This is a genomic window from Streptomyces boluensis (genome assembly GCF_009908195.1).
Taxonomy (GTDB): Bacteria; Actinomycetota; Actinomycetes; order Streptomycetales; family Streptomycetaceae; genus Streptomyces; species Streptomyces boluensis.
Genome location: NZ_JAAAHS010000180.1, coordinates 1 through 14,763 on the forward strand (window position 1 = coordinate 1; position 14,763 = coordinate 14,763).

General features: G+C 72.5%; 15 protein-coding genes. 2 read left to right on the top strand and 13 right to left on the bottom strand.

Going from position 1 to position 14,763, the window contains the following annotated elements; genetic code table 11:
* The coding region (locus GUY60_RS21655; protein WP_161700350.1) for an MFS transporter at positions 1–1,587 on the top strand (1,587 nt) is incomplete at its 5' end.
* A gap of 74 nt (positions 1,588–1,661) precedes the next feature.
* On the opposite strand, the gene GUY60_RS21660 is transcribed toward GUY60_RS21655, so the two are convergent.
* The 7 genes from GUY60_RS21660 to ltnD form a co-directional block, all read right to left on the bottom strand.
* Positions 1,662–2,414: a FadR/GntR family transcriptional regulator gene (locus tag GUY60_RS21660; RefSeq protein ID WP_161700352.1), complete on the bottom strand. Its 753-nt coding sequence runs from the start codon at positions 2,412–2,414 to the stop codon at positions 1,662–1,664.
* A 17-nt stretch (positions 2,415–2,431) separates the two neighbouring features.
* On the bottom strand, positions 2,432–3,472 hold the full coding sequence (gene denD, locus GUY60_RS21665; protein WP_161700354.1) for a D-erythronate dehydrogenase: 1,041 nt from the start codon (positions 3,470–3,472) through the stop codon (positions 2,432–2,434).
* Positions 3,469–4,272: a 2-oxo-tetronate isomerase gene (gene otnI / locus GUY60_RS21670; protein ID WP_161700356.1), complete on the bottom strand. Its 804-nt coding sequence runs from the start codon at positions 4,270–4,272 to the stop codon at positions 3,469–3,471. Before otnI ends, denD begins: the two co-directional genes overlap by 4 nt.
* Positions 4,273–4,311: 39 nt before the next feature.
* A complete protein-coding gene (locus tag GUY60_RS21675; RefSeq protein ID WP_161700358.1) occupies positions 4,312–5,616 on the bottom strand; it encodes an MFS transporter in 1,305 nt (434 codons plus the stop codon).
* Between the two features lie 98 nt (positions 5,617–5,714).
* Complete coding sequence (locus GUY60_RS21680; protein ID WP_161700360.1) at positions 5,715–6,389, bottom strand: class II aldolase/adducin family protein; 675 nt, start codon at positions 6,387–6,389, stop codon at positions 5,715–5,717.
* Positions 6,386–7,684 carry a 3-oxo-tetronate kinase gene (gene otnK / locus GUY60_RS21685; protein ID WP_161700362.1) on the bottom strand — a complete coding sequence of 433 codons (1,299 nt, stop codon included), beginning with the start codon at positions 7,682–7,684 and terminating at the stop codon, positions 6,386–6,388. The genes GUY60_RS21680 and otnK overlap by 4 nt, the downstream gene beginning before the upstream one ends.
* A 1-nt stretch (position 7,685) precedes the next feature.
* Positions 7,686–8,837, bottom strand: coding sequence for an L-threonate dehydrogenase (gene ltnD, locus GUY60_RS21690; RefSeq protein WP_161700364.1), 1,152 nt, complete (start codon positions 8,835–8,837; stop codon positions 7,686–7,688).
* A gap of 239 nt (positions 8,838–9,076) precedes the next feature.
* On the opposite strand from ltnD, the gene GUY60_RS21695 reads away from it, so the two are divergent.
* On the top strand, positions 9,077–9,817 hold the full coding sequence (locus tag GUY60_RS21695) for a class I SAM-dependent methyltransferase (RefSeq protein ID WP_161700366.1): 741 nt from the start codon (positions 9,077–9,079) through the stop codon (positions 9,815–9,817).
* A gap of 34 nt (positions 9,818–9,851) precedes the next feature.
* Here the strand turns inward: GUY60_RS21695 and GUY60_RS21700 are convergent, their stop codons facing one another.
* The 6 genes from GUY60_RS21700 to GUY60_RS21725 form a co-directional block, all read right to left on the bottom strand.
* Positions 9,852–10,097 carry a hypothetical protein gene (locus GUY60_RS21700; protein WP_161700369.1) on the bottom strand — a complete coding sequence of 82 codons (246 nt, stop codon included), beginning with the start codon at positions 10,095–10,097 and terminating at the stop codon, positions 9,852–9,854.
* A 38-nt stretch (positions 10,098–10,135) separates the two neighbouring features.
* A complete protein-coding gene (locus GUY60_RS21705) occupies positions 10,136–10,318 on the bottom strand; it encodes a hypothetical protein (RefSeq protein WP_161700371.1) in 183 nt (60 codons plus the stop codon).
* A 64-nt stretch (positions 10,319–10,382) separates the two neighbouring features.
* Positions 10,383–10,709: a plasmid stabilization protein gene (locus GUY60_RS21710; RefSeq protein ID WP_161700373.1), complete on the bottom strand. Its 327-nt coding sequence runs from the start codon at positions 10,707–10,709 to the stop codon at positions 10,383–10,385.
* A 217-nt stretch (positions 10,710–10,926) separates the two neighbouring features.
* The gene (locus GUY60_RS21715; protein WP_246235426.1) at positions 10,927–11,865 is read right to left on the bottom strand and encodes an aldo/keto reductase; all 939 of its coding nucleotides are present in this window, start codon (positions 11,863–11,865) and stop codon (positions 10,927–10,929) included.
* A 13-nt stretch (positions 11,866–11,878) separates the two neighbouring features.
* Positions 11,879–12,919, bottom strand: a complete 1,041-nt coding sequence (locus tag GUY60_RS21720; RefSeq protein ID WP_161700375.1) for an LLM class F420-dependent oxidoreductase — start codon at positions 12,917–12,919, stop codon at positions 11,879–11,881.
* Complete coding sequence (locus tag GUY60_RS21725; protein WP_246235427.1) at positions 12,916–14,664, bottom strand: class I adenylate-forming enzyme family protein; 1,749 nt, start codon at positions 14,662–14,664, stop codon at positions 12,916–12,918. The genes GUY60_RS21720 and GUY60_RS21725 overlap by 4 nt, the downstream gene beginning before the upstream one ends.
* Between the last annotated feature and the right edge of the window lie 99 nt (positions 14,665–14,763).

Here is a 14,763-nt window from a genome sequence, read left to right on the forward strand (position 1 = left end):
ACCCCGCCCTCTGTGCAGGACCAGGTGTTCCCGCCCCCGCCGCCCGGATACACGCCGACGGCCCGCGCCGAACCGCCGTGGGACACGCACCCCAAGCGGTGGGCGGGGCTCGTCGTGGCCGTACTGGCGCAACTCCTCGTCGCCGTGGGCACGGGCACCACCGCCGTCCTGCTGCCCACGCTCGTCGCCGACCTGGGCCTCGCCGGCTACTCGCTGCGCGCGCTCGGCATGGGGTACGCCGTGGGGTTCGGCGGGCTGCTCCTCGTCGGCGGACACCTGGCGGATCGCATCGGCCGCAGACGGACGCTGGTGACCGGCCTCGCCGGATTCGCCCTGACCGTCGCCGTCGCGGGCTTCGCCGGCTCCAGCCTGATGCTCGTCCTCGCCCAACTCGGCCAGGGCGCGTCCGCCGCACTCCTCTCGACGGCCGGACTCGCGTACGTCACCAGCGCGTTCACCGCCCCGAGGGAACGCGGCACGGCTTTCGGCCTGTACGCCACGGTCGCCCTCGGGGGCACCGCCGTCGGCCTGCTCATGGGCGGCGGCATCGCGGAGGCCCTCAGCTGGCGGGTGTGCCTGCTCGTCCTCGCCGTGCTCGCCGCGGTCCTGGCGATCAGCGCGGGCGCGATCGTGCCCGACCAACCGGTCCGCGTCCCCGCCCGCACCGACGTACCGGGCCTGCTCCTCGGCACCACCGGACTCATCGTGCTCGCCTACGGCCTGGTCCGGCTCGGCGATCCGGGGGCGCTGTTCGCCTTCGACCGCGTGGTGCCGCCGCCGGTGTTCGCCGGCATCGGCCTGGTCCTGCTCATCGCCTTCGTGGCCCTGCGGGCCAAGGCGGACGGCGGGCTCCTCCCGCTGTACGTCCTACGGGACCGCAACCGTGCGGGCGCCCTCCTCGCCCTGCTCCTCGCGGGCGCGGGCTCGCTCGTGGTGTGGCAGTACCTGGCCGGGTTCCTGCAGGTCGTGTGGGGCTACCCGCCGGTCACCGCCGGCGTCCACCTGTTGCCCTTCGCGCTCGCCGCCGCCGCTGGTGCGCTCCTTGTCTCGGCACGCCTCCAACACCGGTACGCACCCCGCCTGTTGATCGTGCCGGGACTGCTCCTCGCGGCGCTCGGCCTGGCGCTCCTGACCGGCTTCCCGACCGGCGCCTCGTACTTCACCATCGCCATCCCCGGCCTCGTCCTTGCCGGCGCCGGGCTCGGCGTCGCTTTCGTACCGCTGCTCGCCACGGCGACCGGCGGCACCGCCCCGCACGACGCGGGCGGGACGGCGGCGGCCGGCTGCGCGGCACAGCAACTGGGCAGCGCGGCTGTGGCGCCGATCCTCGGCGGGATCATCTACGCGGTGGCGTCCGGGCGGCTCAGCGAGACCAAGGGGATCCCGGAGTTCTGGGACCAGGTGGGCCCGACGGGTGCCCTGATCCACACCGGACAGCTTCCCGCCACGCTGGTCGAGTCGGCGCAGCGCGCCAACCAGGCGACCCTGTACGGGTATTCGGCCGCGTTCTGGACCGCGGCGGGACTCACCCTGCTCGCCGCCGCGCTCGCCGGACTCCTCGTCACCGCACGGGCACCCCGGCCGTGAGCTGCTGACATGCGGAAGGGGGACGGACCTGAACGGTCCGTCCCCCTTCCGCACACAACACCGGCGACCCGGTCTCAGGACCCCTTCTCCGGATCCACGTCGACATCGTCCGTCTCCGTCCAGAACCCGTCGTCCGCGTCCTGCAGCCGGGACGCGGCGTGCTTCATATGGCGGCGCACCGCGGACCGCGCCGCCCGCGCGTCGCCGGACTCGATCGCGGCGAGGATCTCGTGGTGCTCGTCCCGGACCGCCTCGATGAAGTCACCGCGCCGCGCCTCGTTGGCCCGCGTGACCCGGATGCCGCTGCGCAGCACCTCGCCGAGATAGCGCACCGTCGAGACCATCACCGGATTGCCCGTGGACTCGGCGATCGAGCGGTGGAACGCCAGGTCCTCGTCCACCCCGTCACCGCCCGCCGCGACCGCCTCGTCGATCGCGGTCAGGGCCTGCCGCATCCGCTCGATGTCGGCCGGGGTGGCACGGGTCGCGGCGAGCGACGCGGCCTCGCCCTCCATGCCGCGGCGCACCTCGGCGATCTGCAGCACCTTCGCCTTCGTACCGGACGCCTCGGCCTCCAGGTCGAGGGGGCGGGTGCGCCGGGGCATCACGAACACGCCGCGGCCCTGCCGGGGTTCGACCAGGCCCGCGCTGCGCAGCCGGGACACCGCCTCACGGATCACCGTGCGGCTGACGCCCAGCTGCTTCACCAACTCGACCTCGGTCGGCAGCTTGTCGCCCGCGGCGAGACGGCCGGACTCGATCTCCTCCGAGAGGATCGCGGCAACCCGGTCCGCGAGTCGTACGGGCCCACTCACCTTGGAGAACATGTGCGCCAGTCTATCCGTCAGGCCCCGACCGGACCGGCCGTGGGCAGGGCACCCGCGGCGACCGCCGCGGGGTGGTCCTCGACGTACGCCCGCACGACCGATTCGAAGTCCTCGTCGGCGGTGAGGCCGAGCGAGGCGGCGCGCGCGTTGTCGAACGCGGCGGGCCAGGAGCCCACGATGGCCTCCACGGCCGGGTCGGGCGCGACCGTCACCAGGTCCGCGACCGCGTCCCCGGCGACGCGGCGCAGCGTGTCGAGCATCTCGGCGACCGTCACCGTGAGTGCGGGCAGGTTGACCGGCAGATCGCCGTCGAGCAGGCCTGGCCCGCTGCCGCGCTCGGCCGCCGCGATCCGCAGGATGCCCTCGACGGTGCGCCGCGGCGAGGCCAGGGCGACCCGCAGGTCAGGGCTGACCGGGCAGACGGCAGGGAGGCCCGCGAGCGGTTCGCGGACGATCCCGGAGAGGAAGCCGGAGGCGGCCGCGTTGGGCTTGCCGGGGCGCACCGACACGGTCATCAGGCGGGCCACCCGCCCGTCGAGGAAGCCCCGCCGGGTGTACTCGGCGACGAGCTGCTCGCAGACCCGCTTCTGGGTGCCGTAGCTGGAGCGCGGCGTGGGCAGCGTCGACTCGCTGACCACGGGCGGCAGCGGCAGCGCGGCGTCGCTGCCGTACACGGCGACGCTGCTGGAGAACACCAGGCGGACCGGCGGGCCCCCGGCGGCGTGCTGGGCGCGGGCGGCCTCCAGGACGGCGCGGGTGGTGTCCAGGTTGGCGGCCATGCCGAGGTCGAAGTCGGCCTCGCACTCGGCGGACACCGCGGACGCCAGGTGGATCAGCACGTCCACGGGCTCCGCGAAGGCCGCGTCGAGGCGCTCGCGCAGGTCACCCTGGACGACCTCCACCAGGGGGTCGGCGGCCAGTGGCGAGTCCTCCGGCACGAACAGGTCGGCCAGGACGAGGCGTTCGACGGTCCTGCCGCACAGGGTGCGCCGCTCTAGCAGGGCCTGGGCGACCTGCCGGCCGAGGAAGCCGAAGCCACCCGTGATGACGATCCTCATGCGCTCGCTCCTCGGTAGTGCTTGAGCCAGCCGAGCCCTTCGCTCGTACCGGCGCGGGGGTGGTACTCGCAGCCGACCCAGCCGTCGTAGCCCAACTCGTCGACGACGCCCATCAGATGACGGAGATTCAGCTCGCCCTCGTCGGGCTCGTGCCGGTCCGGGACGCCCGCGATCTGCAGGTGGGCGACGCGCCCGGTGGGCAGGTCACGGCGGAGCGTCGCGGTGAGGTCGCCCTCCACGATCTGGCAGTGGTACAGGTCGAGTTGCACCTTCAGGTTGGCGGCGCCCACCTCCCGTACGACGGCGTGCGCCTCGGCCTGCCGGTGCAGGAAGTAGCCCGGCATGTCACGGCCGTTGATGGGCTCGATCAGCAGGTCGACGCCCGCGGCCGCGGCCCGCTCGGCCGCCCACGCCAGGTTGGCGAGGTACGTCTCACGGTGCCGCGCCCGCAGCTCGGGCGTCGCGTCCTCGGGTACGAGACCGGCCATCAGGTGGACCTGGCCGCAGCCGAGCGCCGCCGCGTACTCCAGGGCCCGCTCGACCCCGGCGCGCGCCTCGGCCTCGCGGCCGGGCAGCGAGGTGAGGCCACGCTCGCCGGCGTCCCAGTCGCCGGGCGGCGCGTTGAACAGCACCTGGCGCAGGCCGTGCGAGTCGAGCAGGCGGCGCAGTCCGGCGGCCTCGTAGGCGTACGGGAAGAGGTACTCGACGCCCTCGAAGCCGTCCGCCGCGGCGGCGGCGAAGCGGTCGGGGAAGTCGTGCTCGGTGTACAGCATGGACAGGTTCGCGGCGAACCTAGGCATGGCGTGCTCCTGTGGTCGGACCGGAAGCGGTGGAAGCGGTCATCGGTTCACGACCTGCTTCTTGGTGGTGAGGACCGCGGCCGCGCCGACGACGAGGCTGAGGGCCAGTACGTACATGGGTATCGCGGCCGATCCGGTGGCGTCCTTCAGCGCGCCGATCATGTACGGGCTGACGAACCCGGCCAGGTTGCCGACCGAGTTGATGACGGCGAGACCGGCCGCCGCCGCGGTGCCGCCGAGGAACGCGGTGGGCAGCGACCAGAACAGCGGGGCGCAGGTCAGCACACCGGCCGCGGCGAAGGACAGCGCGACGAGGGACAGCGTCGTGGACCCGCTCCAGCCGGCGGCGAGGGAGAAGCCGACGGCGCCCATGAGGCTCGGGATGACGAGGTGCCAGCGGCGTTCGCGGCGCTTGTCCGCGGAGCGGCCGAAGAGGTTCATGGCGACGAGCGCGGCCAGGAACGGCACGGCGCTGAGCACGCCGATGGTGAACGTGTCGTCGATGCCGGTGGACTTGACGAAGGTGGGCATCCAGAACGTCAGGGCGTACTGGCCCATCACGAAGCAGAAGTAGATGAGGCACATCAGCCACACCTTGGGGTCCTTGAAGCCGTCCCAGGCGCCGCCGTGCTTCTGGTGCGCGGTGTCCTTGGCGAGCGCCGCCTCGACGATGTCCTTCTCGTCGTCGGAGAGCCACTTGGCGGCGCGGACGCCGTTGTCGAGGTAGAACAGCGTGGCCACACCGATGAGGATCGCCGGGATGGCTTCGAGCAGGAACATCCACTGCCAGCCGTGCCAGCCGTTCTTCCCGTCGAAGTGGTCCATGATCCAGCCGGACAGCGGGTTGCCGAAGATGCCGGCCACCGGGATCGCCGACATGAACATCGCGATGACGCGGGCCCTGCGGTGCGAGGGGAACCAGTAGGTGCAGTAGAGGATCACACCCGGGTAGAACCCGGCCTCGGCGGCTCCGAGCAGGAAGCGCAGGACGTAGAACCAGGTCTCGCTGCTGACGAACATGAACGCCCCGGAGACCAGACCCCAGGTGATCATGATGCGGGCGATCCAGGTCCGTGCGCCGATGCGCTGCAGCATCAGGTTCGACGGCACCTCGAAGAGGAAGTAGCCGATGAAGAACAGACCGGCGCCGAGGCCGTACGCGGCCTCGCTCAGGCCGAGGTCGTCGGACATCTGCAGCTTGGCGAAGCCGACGTTGACGCGGTCCAGGTACGAGAAGACGTAGCAGAGGACCAGGAACGGGACGATACGGAGAACGACCTTGCGGAACACGGCGTTCTCACGGGCGAGGTCGGGAGCCTCGGCCGTCGCAGTGGACGTGGGCATGCGGAATCCTTCGTGCGGCTCGGGGGATTCTCGGGCAGGAGTGCGGGTCGCCGCCTGGGCCTGTCGTTCGGATCAGGCCGGATCAGGTCGGCGGTCGGTCACCAGGAGGCGCCGAACGTGGCCTTCAGCTCGTCGAGGGCGGGAGCGGGGAGCGGCTCGGGGCGACGGTCGGTCAGGAGCCAGAGGCGGGCCGTTTCCTCGAGTTCTTCGAGTACGGCCAGGGCGGACGCGGCGTCGGGACCCCAGACGACGGGGCCGAGCCGGTCGAGCAGTACCGCCCTGATGGGGGTGCCGGCGGCGGACCGGGCGGCGATGTGCCCGGTCACCAGGTCGGCCACGCGCGGGTCGCCGGGCCGGTGGTACGGGACGAGCGGGACGTGCCCGACCTTCATCACGTAGTACGGGGTGATCGGCGGGAGCACGTCGTCCTGGCTCCACACCCCGGCCAGGGTGAGCGCGACCAGGTGCGTGGAGTGCGTGTGGATGACGAACCGTGCCGTGGGGTCGGCCGCGTAGATCCGCCGGTGCAGGGTGAGCGTCTTGCTGGCCCGGTCACCGCCGACCTGCGTGCCGTCGGCGTCGACCAGGGCGAGGCGCTCCGGGTCGAGGAAGCCGAGGGCGGCGTCGGTCGGGGTGATCAGGTGGGCGTCGTCGGCCCGCGCGCTGATGTTGCCGGCGCTGGCGTGCACGTACCCGCGGGCGAAGAGGCTGGTGCCCACCCGCACGATCTCGGCACGGGCGGCGTCCACGGCGGGGCCCGGGAGCGAGGTCATACGGACTCCCCTTCCTGACGGCCGCCCCCGGTGAGGTGGGCGAAGGACGCCGTGAAGAAGTCGGGGCCGCCGAAGTTGCCGGACTTCAGGGTGATGTGGAGGGTGTCGCCGTCGGGCAGCGCGGCTGCGCACCACGGCACCCCGGGGTCGATCTGCGGGCCGATGCGCAGGCCGGTGAGGCCGAGCGCCTGGACCACCGCGCCGGAGGTCTCGCCCCCGGCGACGACGAGCCGGCGCACCCCGAGCCCGACCAGGCCCTGGGCGACGCGGGCGAGGGTCCGCTCGACGAGCTCCCCGGCCTCGGCGGCCCCGAGCCTGCCCTGTACGTCCTTGACCGCGCCGGGCGCCTCGGTCGAGTACACGAGTACGGGTCCTTCGGCGAGGTGCGCGGCGGCGAACGCGAGGGCCTGCGCGGCCACGTCCGCACCGGCCGCGATCCGCAGCGGGTCGACGCTGAACGCCGGCCGGCCGGTGCGCAGGAACTCCTGGACCTGGCCGTTGGTGGCGGTGGACACCGAGCCGGAGACCACGGCCGCGTGCCCGCCCGCGGGCGGCAGCCGGTCCGCGGCGCGGGACGGCCGCAGGCCCCAGTTCGCGGGCAGCCCGATGGCGAGCCCCGAACCGGCGGTCACCAGCGGCAGTTCGCGCACCGCGGCCCCGAGCCGTACGAGGTCGTCGTTGGAGACGGCGTCGACGATCGCGGCGCCGACCCCGTCCTTGCGCAACTCCGCGATCCGGTCCCGGATCGCGTCGGGCCCGGCCGCGACCACGGTGTGGTCGATGAGCCCGACCGGCCGGGTGGACTGCGCGCCGAGCACCGACACCAGGTTGGAGTCGGTCATCGGGGTCAGCGGGTGGTGGCGCATCCCGCTGTCGCTCAACAGGGTGTCGCCGACGAAGAGATGACCCTTGAAAACGGTCCTGCCGTTGTCGGGGAACGCCGGGGTGGCCACGGTGAAGTCGGTGCCGAGGGCGTCCATCAGGGCCTCGGTGACGGGCCCGATGTTGCCGTCCGGAGTGGAGTCGAAGGTCGAGCAGTACTTGAAGTAGATCTGTTCGGCACCCGCCGACCGCAGCCAACTGAGCGCCCGCAGCGAGGAGTCGACGGCCTCGGCCGCCGGCTCGGTACGGGACTTGAGCGCGATGACCACGGCGTCCGCGTCGGCCGGTGCCGGGGCGCCGGGGTGCGGTACGCCGATCAGCTGGACCACGCGCATGCCCGCGCGCACCAGGTTGTTGGCGAGGTCGGTCGCGCCGGTGAAGTCGTCGGCGATACAGCCGAGCCGGATCCCCATGTCAGCTCTCCTCCGTCGGCTCGGCCGACTGGCTCGGCCCGGACGCTCGGCTCGGCCCGGACAACTCGACCGGCTCGGTCGACCGACTCGGCTCGGGCAGTTCGATGCCGGGGAAGATCTTGATGACCGCGCTGTCGTCCTCGCCGCCAAGGCCTGAGGCGGAGGCCTGCAGGAACATCTGGTGGGCGGTGGCGGCCAGCGGCAGCGGGAACTTCTCCGGCCGGGCCGCGTCGAGGACGAGCCCCAGGTCCTTGACGAAGATGTCGACGGCGGACAGCGGCGTGTAGTCCCCGGCGAGCACGTGTGCCATCCGGTTCTCGAACATCCAGGAGTTGCCCGCGCTGTGCGTGATCACCTCGTACAGCGCATCGGCGGGCACGCCCGCCTTGAGCCCCAAGGCCATCGCCTCGGCGGCGGCGGCGATGTGCACACCCGCGAGCAGCTGGTTGACGATCTTCACCTTGGAGCCGATACCGGCCTCGTCGCCGAGCCGGTAGACCGTGGCGCTCATGGCGTCGAGCACCGGGTCCGCGACCGCGTACGCGGCGGCGGCGCCCGAGGTCATCATGGTCAGCTCGCCACTGGCGGCGCGTGCGGCGCCACCCGAGATGGGGGCGTCCAGGTACCGGACCCCGCGCTCGGCGAGGCGCTTCTCAAGGGCGGCGGACCAGTCCGGGTCGGCCGTCGAGCACATCACGTAGACCGAGCCCGGACGCAGCCGCTCGGCCGCCCCGTCGGCGCCGAACAGCACCGACTCGACCTGCGCCGCGTTCACCACGACACCGACCAGTACGTCGACCGCGGCGGCCAGCTCACCCGCCGAGGCGTAGGCGGTGCCGCCCTCGTCGGCGAAGGCCGCGGCCACCTCGGGGCGCAGATCGTGGACGCCGACATCGAAGCCCGCGGCCCGGAGGCTGCGCGCCATGCCTAGCCCCATGGCCCCGAGGCCCACCACGCCCACGCGCGGTCGCTCCGGCCTTGCCTGGTCGTTCATGCCCAACCCTCGTCTCGCTGTACGGCGCCCCGACCGTGCTGTCCGGGGCACATCCCGGCACAGATTCCGTGCGGGGATCGCGTCATATGATGACCTGAGGATGGCGCACAGGGAACTGTGATGCCAGTCACATTCAACGGGGCGGGTGGCGCGGGACATGATCCGCCACTCCGGCACTCCAGTGCCTCTCCGGACCTCGGCAAGGACCTCGTCACGCGCGCCCGCGCTGGTCAACTCCCTTGTGGCGCCCGCCCGGACAAGGTCGTGATCTTTGTGCCTTCTGCCAGTACGGATGTCCGGCGGCGTACGGGAAGACTGCACCGCCAGAGACCGCGGCCCGCCCCGAGTGCGGGGGGCGCCGCGCTCGACGACATGACCGGGTACAGGGGAGGACGCACATGAGTGCGCAGCAGTACGACGAGATCGGCGAGGCGTACGAGGGGTTCAAGGCGCTGCCGCTTGAGCAGTACGCGGTGGTGCCCGGCTTCCTCGGCATGGTCGGGGACGTGAGCGGCAAGTCGGTCCTCGATCTGGCCTCCGGTACCGGTTTCTACAGCCGGGAGTTCAAGCGGCGCGGCGCCACGGAGGTGCTCGGCGTCGACATCTCCGGTGAAATGGTCGCCGTGGCCAAGGAGTTGGAGACCCGCGACCCGCTCGGTGTGCGCTACGAGGTGGGCGACGTGTCCGAACTGCGGCCCCAGGAGCGGCACTTCGACATCGTCCTCGCGGTGCAACTCTTCAACTACGCGCCGGACATCGCCACCACGGAGCGGATGTGCCGCACCATCCACAGCGCCCTGAAGCCCGGCGGTGAGCTGTTCGCGCTCAACCAGTCGCCCGACTTCCGCTTCGAGGGGCCGCAGCCGGAGAAGTACGGCTTCCGCAGTGAACTCACCGGCGCCGGGGGCGAGACCGGCCCGCAGGTGCGGACCACGGCACTGCTCGACCCGCCGGTCTCCTTCGTCGCCAACCGCCCGCGCCGCGACGTCTACGAGACCTGCCTCAAGGCGGCCGGGTTCAGCGATGTGACGTGGGTGCCGATCCCGGTGTCCGAGGCAGGCCTGCGCGAGTTCGGCGCGGAGCACTGGGCGGACTACAACGCCAACCCGCCGCTCGAGATGCTGCGCTGCCGCGCCTGACGGCAGCGGCTCGGCCCTGGGTGCAGCCCTGGGGTCAGCCCGACGGCTCCTGCGGTTCGGGGTGCGGTCCCGGCGGGGCGGCGGGTTCGCCCCGGCGGCCGGTGCCCGCCTCGTCGGTGTCCGGCACGTCCTCGTGCGGTGCGTCGGGGTCGTCGGCCGGCGGGGTCGGTACGTCCCAGTGGTCGGGGGTGCCGGCGCCGGGTTCGGCCTGCTGGTCCTGGGGGTCGTGGGGCACGGGCGCGGGCGTGTTCCGCCGCCCGGAATCGTTGGTCGCCGCCATTGCGGGTCGGCTCCCTTCGGTCGGTGGAGCGGTACGTGTCAGCGGCGCCGGGAGTCCCGGCGGGCCTCCTTCGCCGCCGCCTCGGCCCGGCGTGCCGCCTCGGACTCGTGCCGCCCCTCTTCCTTCAGCCGGTCGAGGCCGAGGGCGGCCCCGTCCGCGTTCTTCTTCGCGGCCTTGATCCGGGCGAGCTTGGCCCGGAGGATTTCCGCCTGGTTTCCCATGGTGCTTCCGGCTCCTCTCCCGCGCGTACGCGGCGCTGTTCCGTTCCGTTCGACGTCACCGGTGTCAGTAGCCCAACGCCCGGCGCAACTCCCCTTTGTTCATGGTGGATCGGCCCTCGATGTGCTTCCGCTGGGCCTCCGCGTACAGCTGGTCCTTGGTCGGCCCCTCGGCGCCCGAATGTGAGCGCTGCCCGCCCCGCTCGGGTGCGGACTTCGGGTCCTTCGTCGAGGTGCGGCTCGCGGTGCGGGACTCCCCGGCGCGGGCGCGTTCCTTGTTGACGGTGCGCGCGGCGAGCTCCTCGGCCCGCCCCTTGGACGCCCCGCGCCGCTCGGCGCTCTCCTTGATGTGCTCGTACTGTCGCTCCCGCTTCGCGTTCGATCCTGCGGGCATGTGGTGTCTCCCTGATCGCTGTGGTGGCTTGTACGGCCCGCACGGCCGGGCGGCGGCGCTCGTACGCGGCGCGGAACGCCCGTGGCACGTCGATGCGTGCGGATACGGGCCGGGTGCGCGCAGGCGCCAGAACCTGGCCACGATGTGCTGTTCTCGGCCTTGCCTCCACCCTGCGCCCTTACGGCGGCGGGAGCAAGCGAGACTTTACGGACGCGGCCTAGGGAAGCGCCGCCCCCCGAGCGCTGATCCACAGCTCGTACCACTCCTCGTGGGAGAGCCGGGGGTCCTGTGTCGCGTCGTGGCAGGCGCGGACGCGGGCCGGGTCGCTCGTGCCGATGACCGGCACGATCCCCGCCGGGTGCCGTCGTAGCCACCACAGCACGATCGTCTCCGGGGTGGTGCCCTTGCGCTCCGCGAGCGCGTGGACGAGGCGGGCGGTCGTACGGTCGGCCGCGGTCTCGGGGCGGCCCGTGTACCGTCCCTGGGCCAGCGCGCCCCAGGCCTGCACCTGTACGGAGTTGGCCCGGCAGAACTCCAGGGTGCCCGCGGGGAAGCCGAGCCCTGCCGCCTGCGGGGTGTTGACCAGGACCTCGGTCTCCAGCCAGTCCCTGCGGTGCAGACTCATCTCCAACTGGTCGACTGCCAGGGGCAGTTCAAGCGGAGCCTGGAGCCGGGCGAGCTGTGCGGCGCTCATGTTGGACACGCCGAACCGCCGCACCAGACCCTGCCGGTGCAGCGAGGTCAGCGCCTCGGCGACGTCCTCCGGATCGGCGAGCGGGTCGGGCCGGTGCAGCAGCAGGGTGTCGACATGGTCCGTACGCAGCCGGGTCAGGCTCTCCTCCACCCGCCGTACGATGCTGCCGCCCCGCAGGTCGTAGCGGCCCGGCCGGTCACCCTCCGCGAGCCGGATCCCGCACTTGGTCTGCAGCGTGATCCGGGCCCTCAACTCCGGTGCGCGGGCGAGGACTTCACCGAAGACCGCCTCCGCCTTGCCGTGCCGGTAGATGTCGGCGTGGTCGAAGGCGGTGATCCCGCCGTCGAGCGCGGCCTCCACGACCGCGTGCGCGTGGGCGATGTCCGCGGCCCCGTACGGCTCCCGGTCCCAGCTCCCGCCGAGCCCCATGCAGCCGTGGACCAGGCGGTCCTCTGTCGTCATCTCGCCCTGCTCCCTACGCAGTCATGACCTTGACCCGTTCCAGGTCCCGCAGCCGTCGTGCCGGATCCGGTGACACCGGGTTCACCTTGAGTGTGGTGACGCCCGCCGCACGGTACCGCTCGACGCGTTCGGCCACGTACGAGTCCGGGCCGATCAGGGAGAGTTCGCGGAGCAGTCCGTCGGGGATCGCGGCCGCGGCCTCCTCCTTGTGGCCGGCCAGGTACAGGTCCTGGATCTTCGCCGCCTCCGCCTCGTAGCCGTAGCGGCACACGAGGTCGTTGTAGAAGTTGCGGCCGCGGGCGCCCATCCCGCCGATGTACAGGGCGAGTTGGGGCCGGGCCAGGTCGATCAGCTCGTCCACGTCCTCGCCGATGGCCAACGGCGCCTGGGCCACGACGTCCAGCGGGCCGAGCGCCGGGTCGCGCCGGGCCGTGCCCTCGGCCAGGGCCGGGCCCCACACCTCGGCCGCCTTGCCGGGGTGGAAGAAGATCGGCAGCCAGCCCTCGGCGATCTCGGCGGTCATCGCCACGTTCTTCGGGCCGAGCGAGGCGAGCACGACCGGGATGCGGTCGCGCACCGGATGGTTGATCAGTTTCAGCGGCTTGCCGAGTCCCGTGCCCCGGTCGGCCGGAAGCGGGATCTGGTAGTGGCGGCCCTCGTGGACCACCTTCTCGCGGCGCCACACCTGCCGGCAGATCGAGACGAGCTCACGGGTACGGGCCAGCGGAGCGTCGTACGGCACACCGTGGAAGCCCTCGATGACCTGCGGCCCGGACGCGCCGATACCCAGGGTGAAACGGCCCCCGGACACATAGTCGAGACCGGCCGCGGTCATCGCGGTCAGGCTGGGCGTACGGGTGTAGATCTGCAGGATGCCGGAGGCGATCTGCACACGTTCCGTACGGGCCGCGATGAAGCCGAGCTGGCTGATCGCGTCGTAGGAATAGGCCTCCGGGACGAAGACGATGTCGAGGCCGGCCTTCTCGTAGTCGCCGAGTGCGTCGACGGTCTCCTTGAAACCGCCGCTGTAGCTCAGCATCATGCCGATCCTCATCGGGTTCCTCCCGTGCTCGTCGAAGTGCCAGTCGAAGTGGTGCCCAACTCGGCTCGCTGGGCGCGCAGTTCGGTCTTCAGGATCTTCCCCGCCGCCGACACCGGAAGCGCGGCCACGAAGTGCAGCTCCCGCACCCGCTGGTACGGGGCGACCCGGTCCGCCACGTACGCCATCAGCTCCTCCGCGCTCGCCGTGGCCGCCGGGCGCAGCACCACGTACGCGGCCGGGATCTCGCCCGCCTCCGGGTGCGGCACCCCGATCACGGCCGCCGCCGCGACCGCGGGATGCCCGGCGAGCAGATCCTCCAGAGGCAGCGGATAGACGTTGTACCCCTTGTAGATGAGCATGTCCTTGGCCCGTCCAGACAGGAACAGGAAGCCGCGCTCGTCGAGGTGCCCGACGTCGCCGGTACGCAGCCAGCCGTCCCGGAACTGATCGGCCGTCAGGTCGACCTTGCCGTGGTACCCGTCGGTGATCTGCGGCCCGCGCGCCCAGACTTCGCCGGTCTCGCCTGGCGGCAGTTCCCGCTCGGGGTCGAGCAGGTCGCGGATCGACAACTCCGTGTCCGGTACGGGGAGTCCGACGGAACCGGGCGGGGTGCCGGCCGCGTCGTCGACCGGGTGCAGGGTGAGGCCCATGGTCGCCTCGGTCAGCCCGTATCCCTCGGTGATCAGCGCGTTGGGGAACATCGCGCCGAGCCGCCGTACCGTCTCCGGGTCGATGGGCGCGGCGCCCGAGACGACGTTGGTGACGGACTCCAGACGGCACCCGGCGGCCGACGGCGCGGCGAGCAGCGAGCGGTACATCGCGGGGGAGCCGTTCAGCCAGGACACCTCGTGCTCGGCCGCGTCCGCGAGGAAACGCTCCGGGTCGAAGCGGGTGCAGAGCACCACCGTCGTACCGACCAGGGTGTTGCCGACGAGCCCGACCAGGCCCATCGCGTGGAACAGCGGTGCCACCGACAGGGTGGTCGCGGTGCCGGGCGCGTGGTGCCGCGCGGTGGCCCGCTCCTTGTCCTGCTCGGCGCCGAGCACCCCGTCGACGACCACGGTACGGGCGGCCCCGCGGGCCCAGGCGACCTGCGCGACATTGGCGAGCAGATTGCGGTGCAGCACCCGAACTGCCTTGGAACGGCCGGTGGTTCCGCCCGTGTACGCGAGGTGCGCCAGGTCGTCCGGGCGGCGCACCGCACGCTCCGCGACCCCGTGCCGAAGCAGCGAACCGGCGTCCACCACGGTCCGCCCCTCGGGTGCGGGCGGCGCTTCTTCGCCGGCGGGTACGGCGACGGTGAGGTGCGGGACCGCCGCGTCCGCCGCGTACGCCGAGGCGAGCGACGCGGGGTGGGCGACGACCGCGCGCGCCCCCGAGTCGGTGAGCTGCGCGGCGAGCGCGGCGGGCGGCAGCGCGGGGTTGGCGGGGCTGACCACACATCCGGCGTACAGCGCACCCCAGTAACTCACCGGGAACCAGAGGCAGTTGGGGACGAGCAGCAGCACCGTGTCGCCGGGCGCGATGCCGTGCTCGTGCAGTCCGCGGGCGAACCGCAGGGCCCGCTCGTGGAGTTGGGCGAAGGTCAGGGTCCGCGCACCGTCGCGCACGGCGACCCGGTCCGGGAAGTGCCGCGCGGCCCCGGCGAGCACGGCACCGGCATCGACGGGCGGGTAGGACAGGGTGACGCCGGGCAGCGTGGTGTCGGTCCGCTCGGTGTGGGTCGGGCTGGTGCCGGTCGGCTCGGTGTCGGTCAAGAGATCACTCCTCGCCTGGTCAGACTGTCGAGTTCGGCCTCCGTCAGGCCCGCTCCGGCGAGCACACCCCGCGTGTCCGCGCCCGTGGCTGTCTCTTAT

Bases quoted from the DNA above. Each gene is read 5' to 3' on its own strand.
- GUY60_RS21660 (WP_161700352.1), bottom strand. From the start codon at position 2,414: ATGTTCTCCAAGGTGAGTGGGCCCGTACGACTCGCGGACCGGGTTGCC.
- denD (WP_161700354.1), bottom strand. From the start codon at position 3,472: ATGAGGATCGTCATCACGGGTGGCTTCGGCTTCCTCGGCCGGCAGGTC.
- otnI (WP_161700356.1), bottom strand. From the start codon at position 4,272: ATGCCTAGGTTCGCCGCGAACCTGTCCATGCTGTACACCGAGCACGAC.
- GUY60_RS21675 (WP_161700358.1), bottom strand. From the start codon at position 5,616: ATGCCCACGTCCACTGCGACGGCCGAGGCTCCCGACCTCGCCCGTGAG.
- GUY60_RS21680 (WP_161700360.1), bottom strand. From the start codon at position 6,389: ATGACCTCGCTCCCGGGCCCCGCCGTGGACGCCGCCCGTGCCGAGATC.
- otnK (WP_161700362.1), bottom strand. From the start codon at position 7,684: ATGGGGATCCGGCTCGGCTGTATCGCCGACGACTTCACCGGCGCGACC.
- ltnD (WP_161700364.1), bottom strand. From the start codon at position 8,837: ATGTCCCGCGCCACCCGCCCCGTTGAATGTGACTGGCATCACAGTTCC.
- GUY60_RS21695 (WP_161700366.1), top strand. From the start codon at position 9,077: ATGAGTGCGCAGCAGTACGACGAGATCGGCGAGGCGTACGAGGGGTTC.
- GUY60_RS21700 (WP_161700369.1), bottom strand. From the start codon at position 10,097: ATGGCGGCGACCAACGATTCCGGGCGGCGGAACACGCCCGCGCCCGTG.
- GUY60_RS21705 (WP_161700371.1), bottom strand. From the start codon at position 10,318: ATGGGAAACCAGGCGGAAATCCTCCGGGCCAAGCTCGCCCGGATCAAG.
- GUY60_RS21710 (WP_161700373.1), bottom strand. From the start codon at position 10,709: ATGCCCGCAGGATCGAACGCGAAGCGGGAGCGACAGTACGAGCACATC.
- GUY60_RS21715 (WP_246235426.1), bottom strand. From the start codon at position 11,865: ATGACGACAGAGGACCGCCTGGTCCACGGCTGCATGGGGCTCGGCGGG.
- GUY60_RS21720 (WP_161700375.1), bottom strand. From the start codon at position 12,919: ATGAGGATCGGCATGATGCTGAGCTACAGCGGCGGTTTCAAGGAGACC.